We start from the raw sequence: 19,000 nt of genomic DNA on the forward strand, positions 1-19,000 counted from the left end.
GTCATGTTCCTCGGTAAGTCGAATAGCCGTACGGGTTTAGAAGCATCGGTACGTGATATTTTCTTTCAGTATTCTTGATATTGAAGATGATGGGAGTATTCATGAAGAAGTGTTCTTCACCTTTAAAATAATCTTCCACCATGAATGTCAGGCGATAGACTCCTGCAACTTTCGGACAATCAAAAACAATTCTTCCGTCCGCATTGGTTTTATCCGAACCAATTTTCGTCCAAGAAGCACCTTCTTGCTTTTCCAAAGTCACGGCCACGCCTTTTGCCGCTACACCTTTTGTCGTATCTAAAATGTGAGTGCTAATCATAATTCCTCTTATTTAAACCTTAGTGCCAACGCAGGTACGCCCTTGTCAGTCACATCAATTTCCTGAGTTGTTGTCCCGAACACTTCATGCCAGGCCTCAATAGTATAGTGTCCTACGGGAAGTTTAGGCAGCGTAAATTCACCTTTGGCGTCAGTCACGTCATAGAACGAGTGATCCATGATCGCCACATAAGCTCCCATCCAAGGGTGAACCGAGCATTTTGCCTGTAAGAATATTTCTGGCTTGTTGAAGACTTTGGTCTCACGCTGATTCTTTTTCGGCATGGCCATATTAAATTTCTGATTCTCTTTAGTGACGGAACGAACGTTATGAAAGATCGGGTCTGAATTGATGAAAGTCACTTTCTGACCCACACGAGCGGCCGCCACGCGGGGATGATAGATGCATCCTCTTTGATCAAGTTCAACTGCTGAAGTCGGAACTGGTCCTGGATCTTTTCCTTCCTGTCCCTTAATCACACGGACAAGAACATTTTCCACTTTACCATTATTCACGATCACTTCATTGGAGTAGGCCACACCCTCGCCTGGTTGCTGACAACCGGCCGGAAGATTTAACTTCTTCCCATGCGGAGGAGTTCCATCAAACGTCACCACACCTTTCACATCGAAGGTCTTTAAACTTGAAGCGACTGAAGGTTTAACTTCCTCCACTTTAACTTCTACCGGCACCGCCATAGATTCTTCAGGCTCATTCACATGAGTATCAACCACCGTCATGGGAGTTCTTTCCGGTTGAGAGAACACAATCACACCCGCGATGAGTGCAATCCCCACCACTGCGGCCGTCATGGAACGTTTTGGTTTCTGAAGTCTCACCACAAAGTATTCACGAATACAGGCGCCGCCCGCACTGATGATAAGAAGGATTAGCCAGTTGTATTCATGTCCATAGGTATTCGGAAAGTGATTTGAGAGCATGACAAAAATCACAGGTAAAGTCAGATAAGTATTATGAGTCGAACGGTTTTTGGCGTTTTTCCCCCAGTCCTGATTCACAGGCTCACCTTTCTTTGAGGCCTCAACCATCAACACCTGTCGAGGGATAATGCGCATGAAGACGTTGGCGGTCATCCAGGTTCCCATCATCCCACCAATGTGAATGTAGGCCGCTCGACCACTTAGAGTGTGGCAAAGGAAATAAGACATTCCCACTAACCAAACCATGGTTAAGATATGACCTACGATGGGTTTTGAGCGAATGAATTGATTTTCCCAAACGCTATCGTAAAAGAACCACGAACCAAAAATCGTGAATAAGCTGATCCCCACTCCTTGCCAGTAAGTGATCTTTGAAACCATTTCATCTAACAGGAAAGTTCCATCTCCGGTATAGAAAATAAGCGCGATCAAAAACATCCCACTCATCCATGTCCAGTAAGATTCCCACTTAAACCAGTGAAGGCGTTCAGGAACTTTAGTTGGACCCATCAGGAGTTTTTCAACGTGATAGAAACCACCACCATGAACCATCCAGACTTCGCCAACATGTCCGGGATTTTTTGAATCAGGATTTCTCTCAAAACTTCGATCAAGCCACATGAAGAAAATAGAAGTTCCAATCCAGGTGACCGCAACAGTGATATGAAGCCAGCGAGCGAGTAACAAAATCCAATCGAACAAATCTTGATTCATGGTTTCCTCAGCTTGATCAAATAAGAGTGATATTTAATCAAATTTGGAAATAGAAAGCAAAAAACTTGAAGCCTCGTTTCAAATCTAAAGTTTGTACTGAGGTTGAATAGAATTTTAGAGCGAAAGATTTTGGAGAAATGTAGAAGGACGGGGTTACTCCATGACGCCCAATTAAGGGCGCCTTGCAAAAGGAGTTTCATGGAGGAAATAATCAGGGTCCTGATTTTGATATTTCTCATACTGCAATTAATTGTAGTATTGAGATTTAACTAATCAGTTTAGGGGATGTGCACTACCACATCCCCACCTATTTATTTTTTCATTCTAGAATTCTTTCAAATCGAAAGCAATGTCCAAAAGGTGCCAGGTTGAGGTGTCTTAACCGTTACGATTTACGTTGTTAAGATCTTCGAAAGCAACTTTTAAGCGCTTAACGAAGTTCTCTTCACCCTTACGAAGCCACACACGTGGATCGTAGTACTTCTTGTTAGGAGCTTCAGGTCCTTCTGGGTTCCCTAGTTGTCCTTGAAGATAAGCTTCCTTCTCTTTATAGAAGTTCTTAATGCCTTCCCACATCGCCCACTGCATATCTGTATCGATGTTCATCTTGATCACACCGTAATCAATCGCTTCACGAATTTCAGATTGAAGTGAACCTGAACCACCGTGGAATACGAAATTCACCGGTTTAACGGCCGTGCCGTATTTCTTCTGAACATACTCTTGAGAGTTATGAAGGATAATAGGAGAAAGTTTTACGTTACCTGGCTTATAAACTCCGTGAACGTTACCGAATGAAGCGGCAACAGAGAAGTTTGTGCCAATTTCACGAAGATGAGAATAAGCATACGCCACATCTTCTGGTTGAGTGTAAAGTTTTGAGCTGTCGATACCAGAGTTATCAACGCCATCTTCCTCTCCACCTGTCACACCAAGCTCGATTTCAATACCGGTTTCAATGGCATTCATGCGCTTAAAATATTTAGCAGAAATTTCTACGTTCTCTTCAAGTAACTCTTCAGAAAGATCCAACATGTGAGATGAGAAAAGAGGTTTTTTGTGGGTCTTGTAATAAGCTTCACCAGCATCAAGCATGCCGTCGATCCATGGAAGAAGTTTCTTCGCAGCATGGTCGGTGTGAACGATCACAGGCACGCCGTAAGCTTCTGCCATCATGTGAATATGATGAGCCCCAGAGATGGCACCAAGAGCAGCCGCTCTGTCGTTATCAAGTTTTAAACTTTTACCGGCGTAGAACTGGCCACCACCGTTTGAGAATTGGATGATCACTGGCGAGTTAACTGCTTTGGCAGTCTCAAGCACAGCATTTACAGAGTTCGTACCAACAACGTTAACAGCAGGGAGCGCGAATTTGTTTTCTTTGGCGTATTGGTAAAGATCCTGCAGGGCCTTTCCATAAACAATTCCTGGTTTAAATTTCATGATCGAATCCTTTGTTTAAGACTGAAAAATTGTATTAAAATCAGGATGTATTGAAAAGGAATCGCTTATGGCACAGACGCAATTAAACCTGGTTAACTACTTTAATCAACTCCTGACTCCTGGACTCTTTGAGGACTATGCTCCCAATGGTCTTCAGGTAGAGGGTAAAACCACTCTGAAACGTCTCGCTTTTGCGGTGTCTGCCACTCAAGACTCCATCCAGAAGGCCATTGCCTGGGGTGCTGACGGACTTGTGGTGCATCATGGAATATTTTGGAAACATCAAGGGGCCCGCACCATCACTGGTGGCTGGGGTGAGCGAGTTAAACTTTGTGTCAAAAATGATCTGAACCTTTTTGGTTATCATCTTCCTTTGGATGCTCATCCAGAAGTGGGGAATGCGGCCGCAGTTGCCAATGAACTTAAACTCGTAAGTCAGGCACCTTTCGCTCTTCATAAACGTCAGCCGCTGGGAATTAAGGGCGAGTTCACTACTCCTCTTTCGGCCTCAGAACTTAAAACTAAACTCGCTACCATTTTAAATCATCAGGTGATCCTCGCCTCTCCGGATGAGACCAAACAAGTTAAGACCATCGGTATCATCACCGGAGGTGCTAACAATGAATGGATCAAGTCTCTGGAGGACGGATTAGATGCCTATCTCACGGGAGAAATCTCTGAATACAATTGGCATGATTCGATCGAAGCCGGCATTCACTACTATGCTGGAGGCCATCACGCGACTGAGAGATTTGGAACCATCGCTCTCATGAATCGTGTGAAAAAAGACCTACCAGATTTAGAAGTGACTTTCTTTGATTCGGAAAATCCGGCGTGAGAAAAGACCTGCCTCTTATTCTCTTCTTCCTGGTTTTGGGTTACCTCATCTACGAAGGTAATGAGAATGGAAAAGGCGCCAGAAGTCTGATGGATCGGATTGTCGGGAAAGCAGTTAATCCTCCCTATGAGAGTGACTTCGCTCAAGGTCTCCCGGCCGAATATGCACCTGCAGATCCCCATCATTTTGCCAGTGAAGAAAAGCTCGCAAGTGATCTCAATTTCCGCAGGCAACGCATGCAGGAACAAATGCGAATTGAAGTAGAAGAATTCAAAAAGCTAAAAGACTTTGAAGGTGCTGACCTGGAAGAATTTCAGAATTTACTTCGTCATCATGAAGCGCAGATTGGTGAACTCAATCGCCTTCACCACAACTTGCGCGAACAGTATCGTCTCCGTAAAGAAGAAGATGCTGTTCGCAACAAAGATTTAAGATAGATTATTTTTTGATCAGGAAGTACTGCTCACCGAAGTCATTCAGATTGTAAGCAGTAAGTTCAGCGAGTGGGCCGTAACCGAAGTATAGATCACAACGAGCGTTACCACGAATGGCACCGCCAGTATCTTGAGAGATGAAGAAACGAGAGAATGGAACTTTTACCACCTGACCATTTTCATCCACGTGAGAGGCCTTCACTACCTTCACGAAATTGATCATCCCCATTGTTTTATAAATGCGGCTATCAATCGCCAAAGAGCGGTTTTCAGTCAGAGGAATATTATTAAGTCCAACTGGCTCCTGATCTGATTCTTTAAAATAAACGTAAGAAGGACACGATCCGAAAACTTCTTCTTCTTTCTCTGGATGCTCTTCAAGGAAACGACGTTGTCCAGGAATACCAGCGTCCCCTGGCTTCAAGTAACCTTGTGCCATCATGTAGTGGTAAACCATTTTGAATGGCTGAGAGTTTTTTCCGTCATAGCTTAGGTATTTAACTTCTTTGTTTCCGTTGGCATCGAAAACGTTAATACGTCCGCCGCCTTGAACGTGAAGAAGATATAAATCATAGAAAGACTCTTCTACCCAGAAGATCTCATAACCACGGCCGGCAAGAGCACCTTTATAATCGATTGCTACACGAGTGTAGTTATCATGAGGAGCATCTGGCTTACGGTAAATGGCGCGCTTAAATCTTTCAGTTGGAACACGAGATCCGTGAAGATCAGGTGAATAGTAAGAAGTGAATTTCGTTTGAGTACGGGCCTTAACAGTTCCGTTCTTTGTCTTCTTATTTACCACTGGAACGTAGATCGCAAATTGCGAGTTCATGGCGGCATTGAACTGATCCAAACAAGCAGTCGCTGGATTTGTTCTTTGACACTGAAGGGCCTTCTTGGCGAGATCGCGAAGAAGAATCAATGAATCTCTTAGAACTGTTTTTGGGTAAAGCTTTGAGCCGAATTTGATCTGACCTTTAAGGCCAATTCGGTCAAATGAAGCAAGCTGACGCTCGATCGCAAGATCTAAATTTTGAAATTGAAGATCATCTGAAAATGAAACAGACTGCTGTAAACGAACAGTCGGTGTTACTTCTTGGGCGAAGATGAGGCCTGAATAGAGGGCCACAAGTGCTAAAATTAACTTCACTAGAACCTACCAAAATTGATGTTATAAAGGTTAGGTTAGGATTTCCTGACTAACTCTGTCAAAACTTATTCTCTTACAAACGGCGACCCATGAAAAGAATCGGCGTCCCACGGAACGGTACTTCTGACTCAAAGTCAAAACCAAGCTTTTTATAAAAGCTTCGATTCTGCGAATCTGGGCCAGTCATGATGTGAAGTCCTGGAATTCTCATGATTTTAAGCTCCGCAACCAGAACTCTAACTAGCTGACTTCCAAGGCCCATCCCGCGGGACTCATGGTGGCAATTGATATGAAGATGGGCCGGGTAATCTTTAAAAAATGCTTCGAACGCTTTCAAATGAGGCTGGATTTTATCTAGCTCTGGGTCTGAACTTCGAGGTGCGGCAACCAAATAACCCAGAACCTTCTCCCCCGAAAATCCGATCCAAGCTAGCTCTGGATAATGATCTAAATAAAATCCGACGTACTTTTGAAAGAAGGCCTCTCGCTCACTCTCGTCTTTAAACTCTTTACGAGTCGAGCTTTCAAAGAAAATCTCTCTCACTTGAGTGAGGACTTCCGGACGATCCTGAACGCGCTTAAAAGGAACTACAGACGCTGGCATAGGTTCCATACCTGATACTTCGCTCGGAAAGGTGGATCGATGTGTTTAACGTCTTTGACCGCTTCAAAGCGATAGAGATGAATCCAATCCGGAAGATAGTCTTCAATCATCTTCATTAGCGGTAGATCAGGGTTCTTTTGCAGAAGTTGTTTCGTGGTGAAGTACCAATCAAAGAGCAATTCAAAATTCGCGGTATCGCGAACTTCTTCAAACTCTCCATGAAAAGTTTCCGGAAGGACTTTCTGGAAGGTCTTAGAACTTTGGGCCCAACGCGCGAGACGTCTGGCGGTATCGCTTCCCACGGAAAAATACTCTCTCCAGCTCTCAAATGGGATTTCTGTCCATTCTAAGGCAATAATCCAGGCCTCATGACGTTTAGGATCTGAGAGAACTTTTTTAACGTCAGGGAGCTTAGGTAAAACAGAGGCGTCCAAGGGAAGTCTCATATTGGGATGATGCTCTTTTTCTCTCAACATTCTCACGAGAAAACCCATCGGGTTCTGGGATTTCTGCATCTCAGTCCAAAGGTAGTTCGGGGTGAAGCCCTCTACTTTCATATGGTCCAAAACATTTTTAAGTTCGGGTGAGAATTGAAAATGATATTTTTCAGCAAATCGATGTGCGCGTAGAAAGCGCACAGGATCTTTCCCGAAATCCGGGCCCGCGAAATGAAGAACTTTCTCTCTTAGATGGCGGAGGCCCTCTAGAGGATCGAGGTGCTCAATCTCTTTCTTTGATTTAAAACGAAACCCCATAGCATTAATGGTGAAATCACGTCTTAGAACTGCTTCTTCGAATGGGAGCTTAAATAAGAACTCAGCGGTAAAATTACTGTGATGATTTTTATCTTCTTCGAAGTGCTCTTTACGGGGAGGAGAAAACTCCAACTGAAAGCCCTCTGCCTCAAGTCGAATGATCTCATAAGGCAGGAAAGTCACTTTCCCAAATCGGCCAAGGTCCTTCCCTAGTTGCTTCCATTGGTCCTTGTTAAAAGCGATGGTTTCGTGACTGAGTTCAACGTCCCAATCTTTACCTGGACTACCAAATAGAAAAAAGTCCCTGACCGCACCACCCACTAAGGTTGGAACATGGCCATGCAAATAGAGTTCGTCCAATAGTGCCGGAAAAAAAGAAGGGAGTTCTGATTCTAATTTTTTCTTATCGAAATTCACGAGAGATCCTCTTCCACCTATTATGGAAGTGGATCTCGCGGGAGTCAATTATAAGTCTTTTGCTGCTTCGTGAAGATACTTGTAAAGCTCTTTAATCTTGTAGCTTTGCGCTTCGTCAGCGTGGAACGCGAATGAAACTTTGTTACTGAAAATTTCGAACTCTTTACCCACTGTTTTAAGATTCGATTTCATGTTTGAGCGCTGAAGAACGTGAGTCGGAACCACCGCCACACCTAGTCCGCCATTCACGGCCTGAAGCATTTGTCCGAATGAGTTCACCACCAGTCGAGGCTTCACATTTCTTGGCATCACACCAAACTTCTCACGACACCAGCGATAGAAGTTCGGGTCATTGTTCTCATAGAAAATAATCGGGATATTCAGAATGTCTTTGAGTTCAGTCTTATTCGTGATGTTGAATTTTTCTGAGAACACGAGGGTTGTGTGTTCAGTATGAAGATCAAGTTTCTCAGCAAACGCTGGAACCAGATGTTCTGGCATGATCAAACAATCAATCTCATGCTGCTCGAATTTTTTAATAATTGTCTCTGGAAAATCCATCGATAGACGAACTTCCAATTCCGGATATTGAGAGAGAAATCCCAGCATACGACTTGAAAGCCAGGTCTTACCAAGACCATAAAGAGAACCTACGTGTAGTCTTCCCTTGATATCGTGATTATCCAGGTGAATTTGTTCGATTGTTTCTTCAATACGTTTGAAGTATTGTTTTGCTACCTTCGCAAGTCTCATCCCACTCTCAGTGAGATTCACTGATTTTCCCTGACGAGTAACAACCGAGAAGCCGACTTTACTTTCAAGGTTCTTCAGGGCCTGGGAAACCGCACTTTGAGTCACATTCAGTTCCTCAGCGGCCTTTGAGATATTTTCGTTTTGAGACAGGGCAATCAGCACCTGCAACATTGATGTTTCAATCATATTTTTATACCTTATATATAATATAAGTATAACTAATATGTTTTGCAACGTATTGTAAATAGGAAACTATTGCTGGGGTTAATTATTTTTAACACCCGTTCCCTTTTAGGACAGAAACACCTTTGAACCTTAGGGTTTTACGGTCATTTCAGGATGTAGTATTTCCCCCTCTTAAACTAATCGGAGGAAATTAATGAAGCTGATATTCGCTCTTTCACTTATTCTTGTTTGCCAATTTGCTTTCGCAAACCACCTTCCTGAAAAGCAAGGAGACTTAGTGATTCGTGCTATTAGGCAGTCACTAGAAACTAACGATCTTAAATGTGATCAGAATTCCGGCTACGAATTCAGAGCTTCTGGTTTACATTGGAAATTTATCTCTGAGCATGGACTAGTGTTCATTATTGAAGGTGAACAACCAGTGATTAAGCTCGTTGCAGAAGACGGAAGTACAGAGTTCTTATTGGACATCACAACTAACGAAGATTTCACAATCGTAACAAAAATCTCTGGTCAAGTTTCTAACATCTCTAAAAGTGTTAGAAATGTTGGAACCATTATTAATCCACGTTTTGAAGAGGTAACTCTTAGAACGGGAATTAATAAAGTTATTTGCCAATAATGAATTGGGCCGGAGTTATCTCCGGCCCCTCATAATCTGATCTGTGTAACGGAAATTCTGATCATCCACCCCACCCAGAACCAACATTTCATGCAGCACTAAGCGGTTGTAGTTAAGTCTGGCCCCCCGTCGGGCACGCATCCAATCCAGTTGTTGTTCCTGGTGACCCACATAAAGAAAAATCTGATTATTTTGATGATAACTGCGAACCACCTGGTTGCGCTCATTCATCAGGATCTGCTCCGTCACCTGAACGTTATCAAGCGTCAGGCGATTACGAATGAAGCCCACGAATCTTGGACCGAACATACTCTTCAAATCATTATCATAGGCGTTTAAAAGCTCCTGGGACGTTCTTACGAAGTCAAGACGGAACTCTTCTTCCTCTAGAGTTGTATATGCCGATACTCCCGCCACTGATTTATCCGATTTGCCCGAAGAATTGCTCTTCCCACAGGAAATCAGCGCCAGCAGCGTGAACATAAAAATAAATAGTTTCATAGTGTCCCTCCCAAATGTCTCGATGGGAGGTCTCTATGCAAATTTCTGACCGAATGGATCAATCGTAATTTCGGAGAGATTACACACCGCAAGGTGCGCTTTGGATGGATCAGGTTGGCACTAATCACTTTGTTCTCTCCGCTTCACGCTTCGAGACCCTTCGGGCTGCGCTGCAGACCGTCTCGCCCTTCCTTGGGCTCGTCGTCGCTGGAGAAAGTACTGTCGCTGGAGAAAGTACTGCCGCTGGAGAAAGTACCGCCGCTGGAGAAAGTACCGCCGCTGGAGAAAGTACCGCCGCTGGAGAAAGTACCGCCGCTGGAGAAAGTACCGCCGCTGGAGAAAGTACCGCCGCTGGAGAAAGTACCGCCGCTGGAGAAAGTACCGCCGCTGGAGAAAGTACCGCCGCTGGAGAAAGTACTGCCGCTGAAGTGAGCCTGAAAATAAAAAGGGCCAGCTTTCGCCGGCCCTAATTTGTTTAAATCTTTAAACGATGGCTTATTCAGCACGCTCGTTAAGCTTGTCTTTACGAGCAGCGATAACTTTATCCTGAACGTGTGAAGGACATTGCTCATACTTCGCGAATTCCATCGAGTAACCAGCTTTACCAGCTGTACCTGAACGAAGAACTGTCGCGTATCCGAACATTTCTGAAAGAGGAACGTGAGCGTTAATAACAGCGTCACCTGTATCAGTAGTTTCAGATCCAAGGATTACACCACGGCGAGAAGATAAGTCACCGATTACGAAACCTTGGTAGTCTTGTGGAGTTTCAACTTCAACCTTCATGATTGGCTCAAGAATGATTGGGTTAGCGTTCTTAATTGCATCTCTCATCGCCATACGAGCAGCGATACGGAATGCCATATCAGATGAATCCACGTCATGGTACTGACCGTCTTGTAGGAATGCATCTACGCCGATAACCGGGAATGCAGCAAGAGGACCTTTGTTCATAACGTCGCCGAAACCACGGTCACAAGAAGGGATGAATTCGTTAGGAATTACACCACCCTTAATTTCGTTGTTGAAGCGGTAAACTTGGTCTTCACGCTCTTTACGGTCGTCAGTAAGAGGCTTGATCTTACCAGCAACTTTTGCGAATTGACCCGAACCACCCGTTTGCTTCTTGTGTGTGTACTCAAGCTTAGCTTCGCCACGGATTGTTTCACGGTAGTTAACCTGTGGAGCACCGATTTCAACTTCAGCTTTATACTCACGCTTAAGACGCTCAACGTAGATTTCAAGGTGAAGCTCACCCATACCAGCGATACGTGTTTCACCAGATTCTTCATCTGTGAAAAGGTGGAACGTTGGATCTTCTTTAATGAAACGAGCAAGACCTTTAGACATACGAGCTTGCATTTCCTTATCTTTAGCTTTGATTGAAAGCTCGATAACAGGAATAGGTACGTGCATACCTTCACAAGAAAGATGCTCTAGGTTTCCGTCCTCATTTACGAAAGTATCACCCGAAGCACAGTCAACACCGATCATCGCGATGATATCACCAGCTGATGCAGAATCGATGTTTTCACGATCGTTAGAGTTCATACGAACGATACGACCAACACGTACGCGTTTCTTCGTACGAGTATTGATTAGAGTGTCACCCTTGTTAAGAGTACCTTGGTAAATACGAGTATAAGTCAACTGACCGAATTGTTCGTCAGTGATCTTGAACGCCATACATACTAGACCTTTATCGTACTCAGGAAGAAGTTCAACCTTCTCACCAGTCTTAGAGTCGATAGCTTTTGAGTGCTCAGCAGTTACCGGAGATGGTAAGTAACGAGCAACAGCGTTAAGAAGAAGTTGAACACCTTTGTTTTTGAAAGCTGAACCCATGAATACCGGAGTGAAAGCAAGTGTCTGAACACCTTTTTTCACAGCAGCGTGGATTTGCTCTTCAGAGATGTCTTTACCATCAAGGATGGCTTCCATCATGTTGTCATCGAAAGCTGAAACAACATCTAGCATTTCTTCACGAGCTTTTTGAGCTTGCTCAACTAGTTCAGAAGGGATTGCTTCTTCACGAACGATTTCACCGTTGTCGCCGTCGAAGTAGTAGGCCTTCATAGTGATAAGGTCTACAGAACCTTTGAAGTTCTCTTCTGCGCCGATAGGAATTTGCATAAGAACAGCGTTGTGACCAAGCTTCTCTTTAAGAGCTTTCACACCGTTGTAAGGGTTAGCACCCATACGGTCCATCTTGTTAAGGAAGGCCATACGAGGAACGCGGTAACGCTTCATCTGACGGTCTACAGTGATAGACTGAGATTGTACGCCTGCTACTGAACAAAGAACCAGGATCGCGCCGTCAAGAACGCGAAGTGAACGCTCTACTTCTACAGTAAAGTCCACGTGGCCCGGAGTATCGATCAAGTTGATCTTGATGTTTTTCTCATCGCCTTCAGCATACTTGATACCTTTCTTATCAATACCCATCCATTCAACAGTTGTAGCTGCTGATGTAATTGTAATACCTTTTTCACGCTCAAGCTCCATGTGGTCCATGGTTGCGCCGGCGCCGCCGCCTTTAACGTCTTCGATCTTGTGGATCTTAGAACAGTAGAAAAGGATGCGTTCTGATAGTGTTGTCTTACCAGAGTCAATGTGGGCAGAAATCCCAATGTTTCTAGTTTTAGACAGGTTCTTGTCGATACTCATCTGTACTCCAAATGTAGTTAGAGGGTCCTATATAAAAAAATTTTAGCCTGCATCATAATGAAGGCCCAGCTTATCGTCAATTGTTTTCGCCCACTTGAATCGCTTTTTGCTTATTGCCAAAATCTCTTTTTTCGACGAAATTTTGGGTATGACTGGTAAGAAAGACTTAGATAAATCAACCCTATACGAAGCTGTTAAATCCCTTGTTGAGACTCCGTCTCAACATATCCACTTGAATCAGCAAAAACTTTTCACCCTTTTCAGCGTTGCTTTTCAGTACATACTGTTCCGCTCAACCAAACACCCGGGCCATTATATCATACGTATCGAAGATTCCATGCTGGCCGAAAAATTAGCACGCAAAGCGAAAGATGAGACCACTCGTAAGTTCATGAATCGCCTACTTGTGCCTCGTCGTCTGGCCTACGGCAATTCAACTTTCCACTTGGATTATTTTCCACTGGCAACTTGGGGAGTCACTAAGGATCTACCGAAAGAGAAAATCCAGGGCGCGATCATTGTTAAAAATACTTCTCACAATCCACTGATTGATGAATCTGATTTCCGTCACGTGAATGAAGACGATCAAGCAGTTCAGCTTTTCGGAAAAAATTACTACCTCAGTACTCTGATGGATATTTCCCCTCGTACAATCATGATTGCTTTCGATGAAGAATTCGAAGGTCTTGATACGCTTCAGTTCGATTTCATCGAGGAGAAATCAGAAAGAATGGTTGATGGTGTGATGATTTCAGAAGACGTGCAGTTCGAAGATTAGACCTTCACGCCTTCCTTGTATTGAATCTCAGTCAAATGTCCATTGCGATCGAACTCTTTCCAAAGACCGTTCTTTAAATCGTCTTTGTACTTTCCTTGCGCCTTGATCTGACCATTGCTGTAGTAGAAGACCCAAACTCCGGCCTTGAATCCGTCGAGATAATCACCTTCAGCAAGAATTGATCCAGTGTCGTAGTTGTGTCTCCAAGAACCAATGCGTTTGTTTTTTGAGTAAACACCTTCGGCCGCGAGTACACCATTTTCGAACATGATTTTTCCCGGACCGTCTTTCCATTGTTTTGGATAGAACACATCCTGCGGAGGAAACTTCCAGTTGAAGCCGTTGATTTTCTCTTCCATTTGTAGCTTTCGCGTGGCCTTCAAGATGTAATACTTGGCCGCATCGACTTCCTGAGGAGTCAGTTCTTTGATGTAAGAGAGTTCATCTTTCAATCGAGACATGAGGCGTGGAATGATTGATTCCATTTCCATGATCTTGGATTCTTCTGAACCCCAGAGGCATTTAGCAAAAATAGTTAGTGTTTGTTCCTGCGCTGTCAGAACAGAGTCAATGTCATCACTCGGAAGCTCCATAAAATCTTTGAAGGTGCGGATGTTTTTCATCACGTAACTCATAAAGATCGGATCCTCTAAAACTCCGGCAGTAAAAATCTGCCCACGAGTTGTGGATCCAGTGGTTTCCATGTTGATGACGAATTCCTTGAATCCATCCAGTTGACGGCGTTTAATACGATCTAGCATTCCCATGGATCAAAATTATAAAGCGGCTTTTTTCAATGAAACAAAAAATTTCAAGTCTTTGTAACTAGCCGTAATTCCAGGGGTTTTGAAGAACCCTAATTAAGAAATTCTTTAAGAAGTTGGCGAAAGAAGTGAATTTGAAAAGAAAAATTCTCACCTGAATAGAAAAGGGGTCTGAAGACCCCTTCCCTTTTGCATGAAAAGAAATCCTATATTACATACCGCCGGTCGTGCCACCAGTCGTTCTTTCAATCACTGCACAGGCAATCGGTAAACTTTGAGCAGGAGTTAAATCATCAACTCCGGCCACTGTCCTTGGAAGAACCGTGTCGGCCGGAATTCCGTGAATCATAATCACCTGGCCCCCAAACTGAAGTGTTGTACCGGCCGGAAGTTTCACCACAGAATCATTTGGATCTGCATCAGTCGCAGTCAGATCAGTCACCATTTCTGCAAGTGAAGAATCTTCATCGTAGTTATAATTAGCTCCTGAGGGATATTCATTTCTTCCCTCTGCTTGCGAATCAATGTCACCATCTAGAGGAACCAGTATTTGGCCCGCCACTGCTTGGGCCTCGGCCGCATCCACAAATCCATCTCTATTGGTATCGGCCGCCGAGGTAGGACAGGCAGTACCAGTTGCGATGTATTGAATATGCTGACCTTCAGGAGCGCCAGTAATGGCCATATTGATTTGTACATCGTCACCATTAACATTGATATCGGCCGTACCACCAATGTCAGAAGCAACACTGTTAACTGGTGAAAAAGTTCCCTGATATGTTCCCTGGACTTGTTCATCCTGTTGTTGCTGAGGAGTGCTGCTTGAATCATCGTCATCACTTCCACAACCAACCAGCGCCACGCCCATGACCGAAACAAGAAGGAGTGGGGCCATCTTTTTTGTGAGAATCTTTTTCATAAGTCCTCCATAAAAGAGTTAACTTCTTCACGTGATCATTCACCTGACCATAAGCAACCGTAAATGAAGTGGAACTTGAGAACGTTGGACTGAAAGGCCCTTGATGACCGACTTAGTTCTTTTTAACTCTCTCAATCGTTTGGTGAAAGAGGGTTTTGATTTTTGAAAGCTCTTCATCAGAAAGATGAAAACCGAATGAAAGACGAAGGCCGTTCTTGGCCACCTCTTTCTTACCTAATTGAAGTAGCACCAAGCTGTCCTTGGCCGCACCCGAACTACAGGCAGAGCCGGCGCTAATCATAAGGCCATTTAGATCGAATAGGGCCAGCGCAATATCCGAGGTGAGTCGATTCAAGTAAAAGTAGATGGTGTTTGCGTTACGACGTGGCCCCTTTAAGACCCCGCCAATTCCTCTTAATTCGCCTTCTATGAAGTTTTCCAGCTCTTCACGCTTTTTGGTATTGGCCTTCACATCAAACGCTTTTAAATCGTTTAAAGCGAGAGCGATGCTTTTCACGCCTTGCGGGTTCTCAGTGCCAGAGCGAAGTCCCTGCTGCTGGCCACCACCGAGGACAAGAGCGCTGAATGGAAGATCCTTCTTGAAGAATGAGAAACCAATGCCTTTAAAAGCACCGAACTTATGGGCCGAAAAGCTCCACACGTCACCTACTGAGAGATTCTGCCACTCTGGGATTTTACCGGGGGCCTGAACACAGTCGACGTGGATATAAAGATCAGGAATGTTCTTGAATGGAAGAAGCTCTTCCAAAGGAGAAACGAATCCCGTTTCATTGTGTACCCATAAGTGATGATACAGAACGACGAGATCAGGATTGTTATCTTTTTTATCTTTAATAATTTCTAAATTCTTCGTGTGATTGTAGGTCAGGTCATCATTGTGCACGAGTTCCAAAAACTTCACGTGCGGACCCCAATAACGCTCACTCAAATTCGCCACGGCCGGATGATCGATGCGTGAATAGCACACCAAAAGCTCTCCACCCTTAAGACGGGCCAATTCTGAAAATGAGTATGTGAAAGTCAGAAACGCTTCTGTGGCGCCTGAATGAAAGAACAACTTCGTGTCTTTTTCAGATTTACCGAAGGCCTGATAAATGGCCGTGCGACCTTCGTTGATGAGCTTGCGAGATGCTTTGCCGGAACTGTGCTGGCTGGCAGGATTTGCGAAAAGTACATCGCCACTTTTCATCCAATCAATGACTGAATGAGAAAGTGGCGATGTAGCATTATAATCGAGGTATAGACGTTCGAGATTCACTCGTTAGGAAAAAACCAATATTACTGGTTCATTTCTCCAACATTTGAGCGAATTGCAGATGCGTTGTTTGTATTCGCAGCTGTTTCTCCGAACGCTCCGGCACCCTTACGAGAAAGGTCACCAAGAGTTGTAGTAGCTAGGTAATCTTGCATGATTGTACCTAGGTTTTCAAAGTATGACTTAGTCAGGTTGAACTCTTTAGTATCAACAACAGCGTTGATTTCGTTACCTGATTCGTCTTTAAGAATTTCGATACCAGAAGATGGTACGCCAAGAATGTCACGAGCTGGGTTGATGTTCTCACCAACACAGTCAAGAACGTCCTTAACTGAGATTTCGTCCATAGCACGAGATAGCACGTAACCGCCACCTGGACCACGAACTGATTTAACTACTTTACCTGTACGAAGCTTTCTGAAAAGCTGCTCAAGATAGTGTAGAGAGATTGATTGTCTTGTAGAGATTTCTTGAAGTCTTACTGGGTTTCCATTTGAGTGGAAAGTAAGGTCAAGCATAGCTCGAACTGCGTAACGTCCTTTAGATGTAAGTCTCATTGTCTTCCTCCATAAATCCAAAAAAGTTGGTAAATTTTTTATCGGGTTCCCAAACCATCCTTGTCACCCGAGAGAAACTTCATCTGGATGCCGCTCATAACAATCCAGACTAAATATCTCCTAAATAGTATGACCTTTTCTTTTTTCCCACGTCAACTTTTAAATCTGAAACAATTCTGTATTTTCCGTAGGGGCATTTGCGAGTGCAAAAAACGACCATGATATCGGCAGATTAACTCACTCCGAAGGGAGCGCTGGTGTTAATTTGTCTCCGGGCAAAATGTTCCGACTGAGTTACTCAGTCATCGTGAAGTGAGTACAAAAAGAAGTTTCTAGAAGGGCCTTCCGGGGACTCCGATGGACCTGGTTGGATGGTGATTTCTAGCAAGTATGGGGTGAAGCTCTCTGGTAATTCTCTCACCAAACGTCGGGCAAATTTCATCCCCCACTCAACAAAGAAGTACTGCTTATCTTCGAGATAAACAGGTATCTCTAATTGAAGAATTTCCTCGTTCTTTTCAATCCGATAAAGATCGGCATGAAGAAAAGTTTTACATTCAGACAGGATTGAATAGGTCGGGCTCATCACTTCAGTCTCGCCAATGAAAGACTGAGTGAACGTAGTTTTGCCAGCACCTAAGTCCCCTTCCAGGATGATCATGGCCGGGGTCTTAGCGAGGTCTTTTAATTCATACACAATATAAGACAGATCTGACTTATAAACTTTTTTCCATTCGCGGATGAGCTTCTTATTCATGGGTCTAATTAATCCTTCAGTAGTTCATCCAGCGCTTTGAATGCCTCAGGGAACGCTTCAATTAAGTTCGTGGCAGTCATAGGACGAACACCGAGTTTTTCGGCCGCAAATTGTCCAGACCAGGTATGAATCAAGACGCCCAATAGGATCGTGCGATTCAGGTTCTCATAAATATTATACAGTGAATCGCGGCGTTTCAAGTTTGCTTCCTGACCGATAAGACCACCTAGGATGCCAGCAAGTACGTCACCCACTCCACCTGTGGCCATGCCATCGTTTGGTGAGAAGTTGAAATAAGTCTTACCATTCGGGAACGCCAGATATGTACAAGGCCCCTTCAGAATGATTGAACAGTTGATACGCTCAATTGTCTCTTTCAGGTGAAGGTATGGTTCTTTTTGAACTTCCTCAACCGGAATACCAGTAAAGCGCGAGAACTCACCAAAGTGCGGAGTAAGAAGTGTCGGAGCATTTCTCATCTTGAACACTTCAGCATCGTCTTTAATATTAAGGACGTTAATCGCATCTGCATCGAGAACCACTGGACCTGAGAAGTTATTTAAAATCTCAAGCACCAGAGCACGAGCGCGAAGCGAACGAGCAAGGCCCGGTCCAATCACGATTGAGTCATACTTATTTAAGTCTTTAAGAAGTTTTGGCCACTTCGCCTGATCATTCGGAACATAACCCGTCATCACTTCTGGAATAAGACGTGAAATGAATTCCTGATACTGGGGTTCCCACGTAGAAGCAGTCACGAGACCTGCTCCCACTTTAAGGGCCGCAGTTGAAGACATCACGAGAGCACCAGTTAGGCCGTGAGATCCACCGATCACCAGCGTGTGACCGAAGAGTTTTTTATCACCGAACTTGTTACGGGCCGGAGGAAGATCATTTTTTAGATCTTTATCGATCAGAAACTTATCACCGTTCTCTTCAATGATCTGAAGCGGAAGACCTGAAGGAATCACCTGAACTTCACCCACGTGACGAGCACCTTCGGCCTGATAATAACCAAGCTTAGGAAGCCCCACTGCAAGTGTTAGGTCGGCCATAATGGCATTACCTTGAATTTGCCCTGAATCACCCTCGACTCCCGTTGGAATATCAAGAGCGATCGTATAGGCCTTCTCTGAATTGATGAAATGAATCACGTCATACAGGAAGTTTGAAAGCGGAAGTCGAACTCCGGTTCCAAAAATTGCATCTACAATAATTTTTGGGGAACTGTTTTGTTCGAAGTAGGCCTCAAGAGCACCGATGTCATCGATGTGAGCAGTGCGAACACCATATGATTTTGCAATTTTTAACTGATCTTTTACTTCTTGTGAGCAATCTTTTTCTTCAAAGAGAAGGAAGGCGCGGGGTTCAAGTCCCATGCTTGAAAGGTGACGAGCGATCGCAAGACCCGTTCCACCATTGAATCCCTTACCAATCAGAAAGATCAGCTCTCCGTAGTGAATCTCTTCACCGAGTTTTTCTACAATCGCCTTCGCCCCCAAGAGCGAAACGTTTTCTATAATGAGTTTTTCCGGGAAGTGGTACTTCGTCTGCGCGATTTTTTCCAGTTCCTTCATTTCAGCTTGGGTAACAATTCTCATA

The 19,000-nt window shown here is 44.1% G+C and carries 20 protein-coding genes; 5 read left to right on the plus strand and 15 right to left on the minus strand.

Translation table 11 applies throughout. From position 1 onward, the window contains the following. Window position 1: 1 nt before the first annotated feature. The 3 genes from uraH to fbaA form a co-directional block, all read right to left on the minus strand. A complete protein-coding gene (gene uraH, locus SOO65_RS13385) occupies window positions 2-319 on the minus strand; it encodes a hydroxyisourate hydrolase (protein ID WP_321390828.1) in 318 nt (105 codons plus the stop codon). Between the two features lie 8 nt (window positions 320-327). Beyond that, window positions 328-1,974 (minus strand): urate hydroxylase PuuD, encoded by a 1,647-nt coding sequence (locus tag SOO65_RS13390; RefSeq protein WP_321390830.1) that lies wholly within the window; start codon window positions 1,972-1,974, stop codon window positions 328-330. A gap of 378 nt (window positions 1,975-2,352) precedes the next feature. Then, a complete protein-coding gene (fbaA, locus tag SOO65_RS13395) occupies window positions 2,353-3,417 on the minus strand; it encodes a class II fructose-bisphosphate aldolase (protein ID WP_321390833.1) in 1,065 nt (354 codons plus the stop codon). A 67-nt stretch (window positions 3,418-3,484) separates the two neighbouring features. Here fbaA and SOO65_RS13400 point away from each other — a divergent pair, with 67 nt between their 5' ends. Beyond that, on the plus strand, window positions 3,485-4,255 hold the full coding sequence (locus SOO65_RS13400; RefSeq protein WP_321390835.1) for a Nif3-like dinuclear metal center hexameric protein: 771 nt from the start codon (window positions 3,485-3,487) through the stop codon (window positions 4,253-4,255). Then, window positions 4,252-4,692 (plus strand): hypothetical protein, encoded by a 441-nt coding sequence (locus SOO65_RS13405; protein ID WP_321390838.1) that lies wholly within the window; start codon window positions 4,252-4,254, stop codon window positions 4,690-4,692. Before SOO65_RS13400 ends, SOO65_RS13405 begins: the two co-directional genes overlap by 4 nt. Before the next feature lies 1 nt (window position 4,693). Here SOO65_RS13405 and SOO65_RS13410 read toward each other — a convergent pair whose 3' ends face one another. From SOO65_RS13410 to SOO65_RS13425, 4 genes are all read right to left on the minus strand, one after another. Next, window positions 4,694-5,842 carry an MltA domain-containing protein gene (locus SOO65_RS13410; RefSeq protein WP_321390841.1) on the minus strand — a complete coding sequence of 383 codons (1,149 nt, stop codon included), beginning with the start codon at window positions 5,840-5,842 and terminating at the stop codon, window positions 4,694-4,696. Between the two features lie 73 nt (window positions 5,843-5,915). Then, window positions 5,916-6,455, minus strand: a complete 540-nt coding sequence (locus SOO65_RS13415) for a GNAT family N-acetyltransferase (RefSeq protein WP_321390844.1) — start codon at window positions 6,453-6,455, stop codon at window positions 5,916-5,918. Beyond that, a complete protein-coding gene (locus SOO65_RS13420; protein WP_321390847.1) occupies window positions 6,431-7,618 on the minus strand; it encodes a tRNA nucleotidyltransferase/poly(A) polymerase family protein in 1,188 nt (395 codons plus the stop codon). The genes SOO65_RS13415 and SOO65_RS13420 overlap by 25 nt, the downstream gene beginning before the upstream one ends. Before the next feature lie 48 nt (window positions 7,619-7,666). Beyond that, window positions 7,667-8,557, minus strand: coding sequence for a LysR family transcriptional regulator (locus SOO65_RS13425; protein WP_321390850.1), 891 nt, complete (start codon window positions 8,555-8,557; stop codon window positions 7,667-7,669). Window positions 8,558-8,750: 193 nt separating this feature from the next. Here SOO65_RS13425 and SOO65_RS13430 point away from each other — a divergent pair, with 193 nt between their 5' ends. Further along, complete coding sequence (locus SOO65_RS13430) at window positions 8,751-9,179, plus strand: hypothetical protein (RefSeq protein WP_321390859.1); 429 nt, start codon at window positions 8,751-8,753, stop codon at window positions 9,177-9,179. Between the two features lie 15 nt (window positions 9,180-9,194). On the opposite strand, the gene SOO65_RS13435 is transcribed toward SOO65_RS13430, so the two are convergent. Next, entirely contained in the window at window positions 9,195-9,680 is a 486-nt protein-coding gene (locus SOO65_RS13435) for a hypothetical protein (RefSeq protein WP_321390863.1), read from the minus strand. Between the two features lie 192 nt (window positions 9,681-9,872). Here SOO65_RS13435 and SOO65_RS13440 point away from each other — a divergent pair, with 192 nt between their 5' ends. Then, the gene (locus SOO65_RS13440) at window positions 9,873-10,112 is read left to right on the plus strand and encodes a hypothetical protein (RefSeq protein ID WP_321390865.1); all 240 of its coding nucleotides are present in this window, start codon (window positions 9,873-9,875) and stop codon (window positions 10,110-10,112) included. 63 nt (window positions 10,113-10,175) lie between these two features. Here the strand turns inward: SOO65_RS13440 and fusA are convergent, their stop codons facing one another. Then, complete coding sequence (gene fusA, locus SOO65_RS13445) at window positions 10,176-12,347, minus strand: elongation factor G (protein WP_321390867.1); 2,172 nt, start codon at window positions 12,345-12,347, stop codon at window positions 10,176-10,178. Window positions 12,348-12,495: 148 nt separating this feature from the next. Between fusA and SOO65_RS13450 the strand changes: the two genes are divergently transcribed. Then, on the plus strand, window positions 12,496-13,125 hold the full coding sequence (locus SOO65_RS13450; protein WP_321390869.1) for a hypothetical protein: 630 nt from the start codon (window positions 12,496-12,498) through the stop codon (window positions 13,123-13,125). Here the strand turns inward: SOO65_RS13450 and SOO65_RS13455 are convergent. From SOO65_RS13455 to SOO65_RS13480, 6 genes are all read right to left on the minus strand, one after another. Next, window positions 13,122-13,892, minus strand: coding sequence for a toxin-antitoxin system YwqK family antitoxin (locus SOO65_RS13455; RefSeq protein ID WP_321390873.1), 771 nt, complete (start codon window positions 13,890-13,892; stop codon window positions 13,122-13,124). The genes SOO65_RS13450 and SOO65_RS13455 overlap by 4 nt on opposite strands. Window positions 13,893-14,100: 208 nt before the next feature. After that, a complete protein-coding gene (locus SOO65_RS13460; protein ID WP_321390876.1) occupies window positions 14,101-14,808 on the minus strand; it encodes a hypothetical protein in 708 nt (235 codons plus the stop codon). A gap of 112 nt (window positions 14,809-14,920) precedes the next feature. Then, entirely contained in the window at window positions 14,921-16,087 is a 1,167-nt protein-coding gene (locus SOO65_RS13465; RefSeq protein WP_321390879.1) for a cysteine desulfurase family protein, read from the minus strand. Window positions 16,088-16,107: 20 nt separating this feature from the next. Then, window positions 16,108-16,641, minus strand: a complete 534-nt coding sequence (locus SOO65_RS13470) for an Rrf2 family transcriptional regulator (protein ID WP_321390881.1) — start codon at window positions 16,639-16,641, stop codon at window positions 16,108-16,110. 298 nt (window positions 16,642-16,939) lie between these two features. Further along, complete coding sequence (gene tsaE / locus SOO65_RS13475) at window positions 16,940-17,398, minus strand: tRNA (adenosine(37)-N6)-threonylcarbamoyltransferase complex ATPase subunit type 1 TsaE (RefSeq protein WP_321390884.1); 459 nt, start codon at window positions 17,396-17,398, stop codon at window positions 16,940-16,942. A gap of 8 nt (window positions 17,399-17,406) precedes the next feature. Continuing rightward, complete coding sequence (locus SOO65_RS13480) at window positions 17,407-18,999, minus strand: NAD(P)H-hydrate dehydratase (protein WP_321390886.1); 1,593 nt, start codon at window positions 18,997-18,999, stop codon at window positions 17,407-17,409. Window position 19,000 lies beyond the last annotated feature (1 nt).

Origin of the sequence: Peredibacter starrii, from assembly GCF_034259205.1 — a bacterium.
Classification (GTDB): domain Bacteria; phylum Bdellovibrionota; class Bacteriovoracia; order Bacteriovoracales; family Bacteriovoracaceae; genus Peredibacter; species Peredibacter starrii.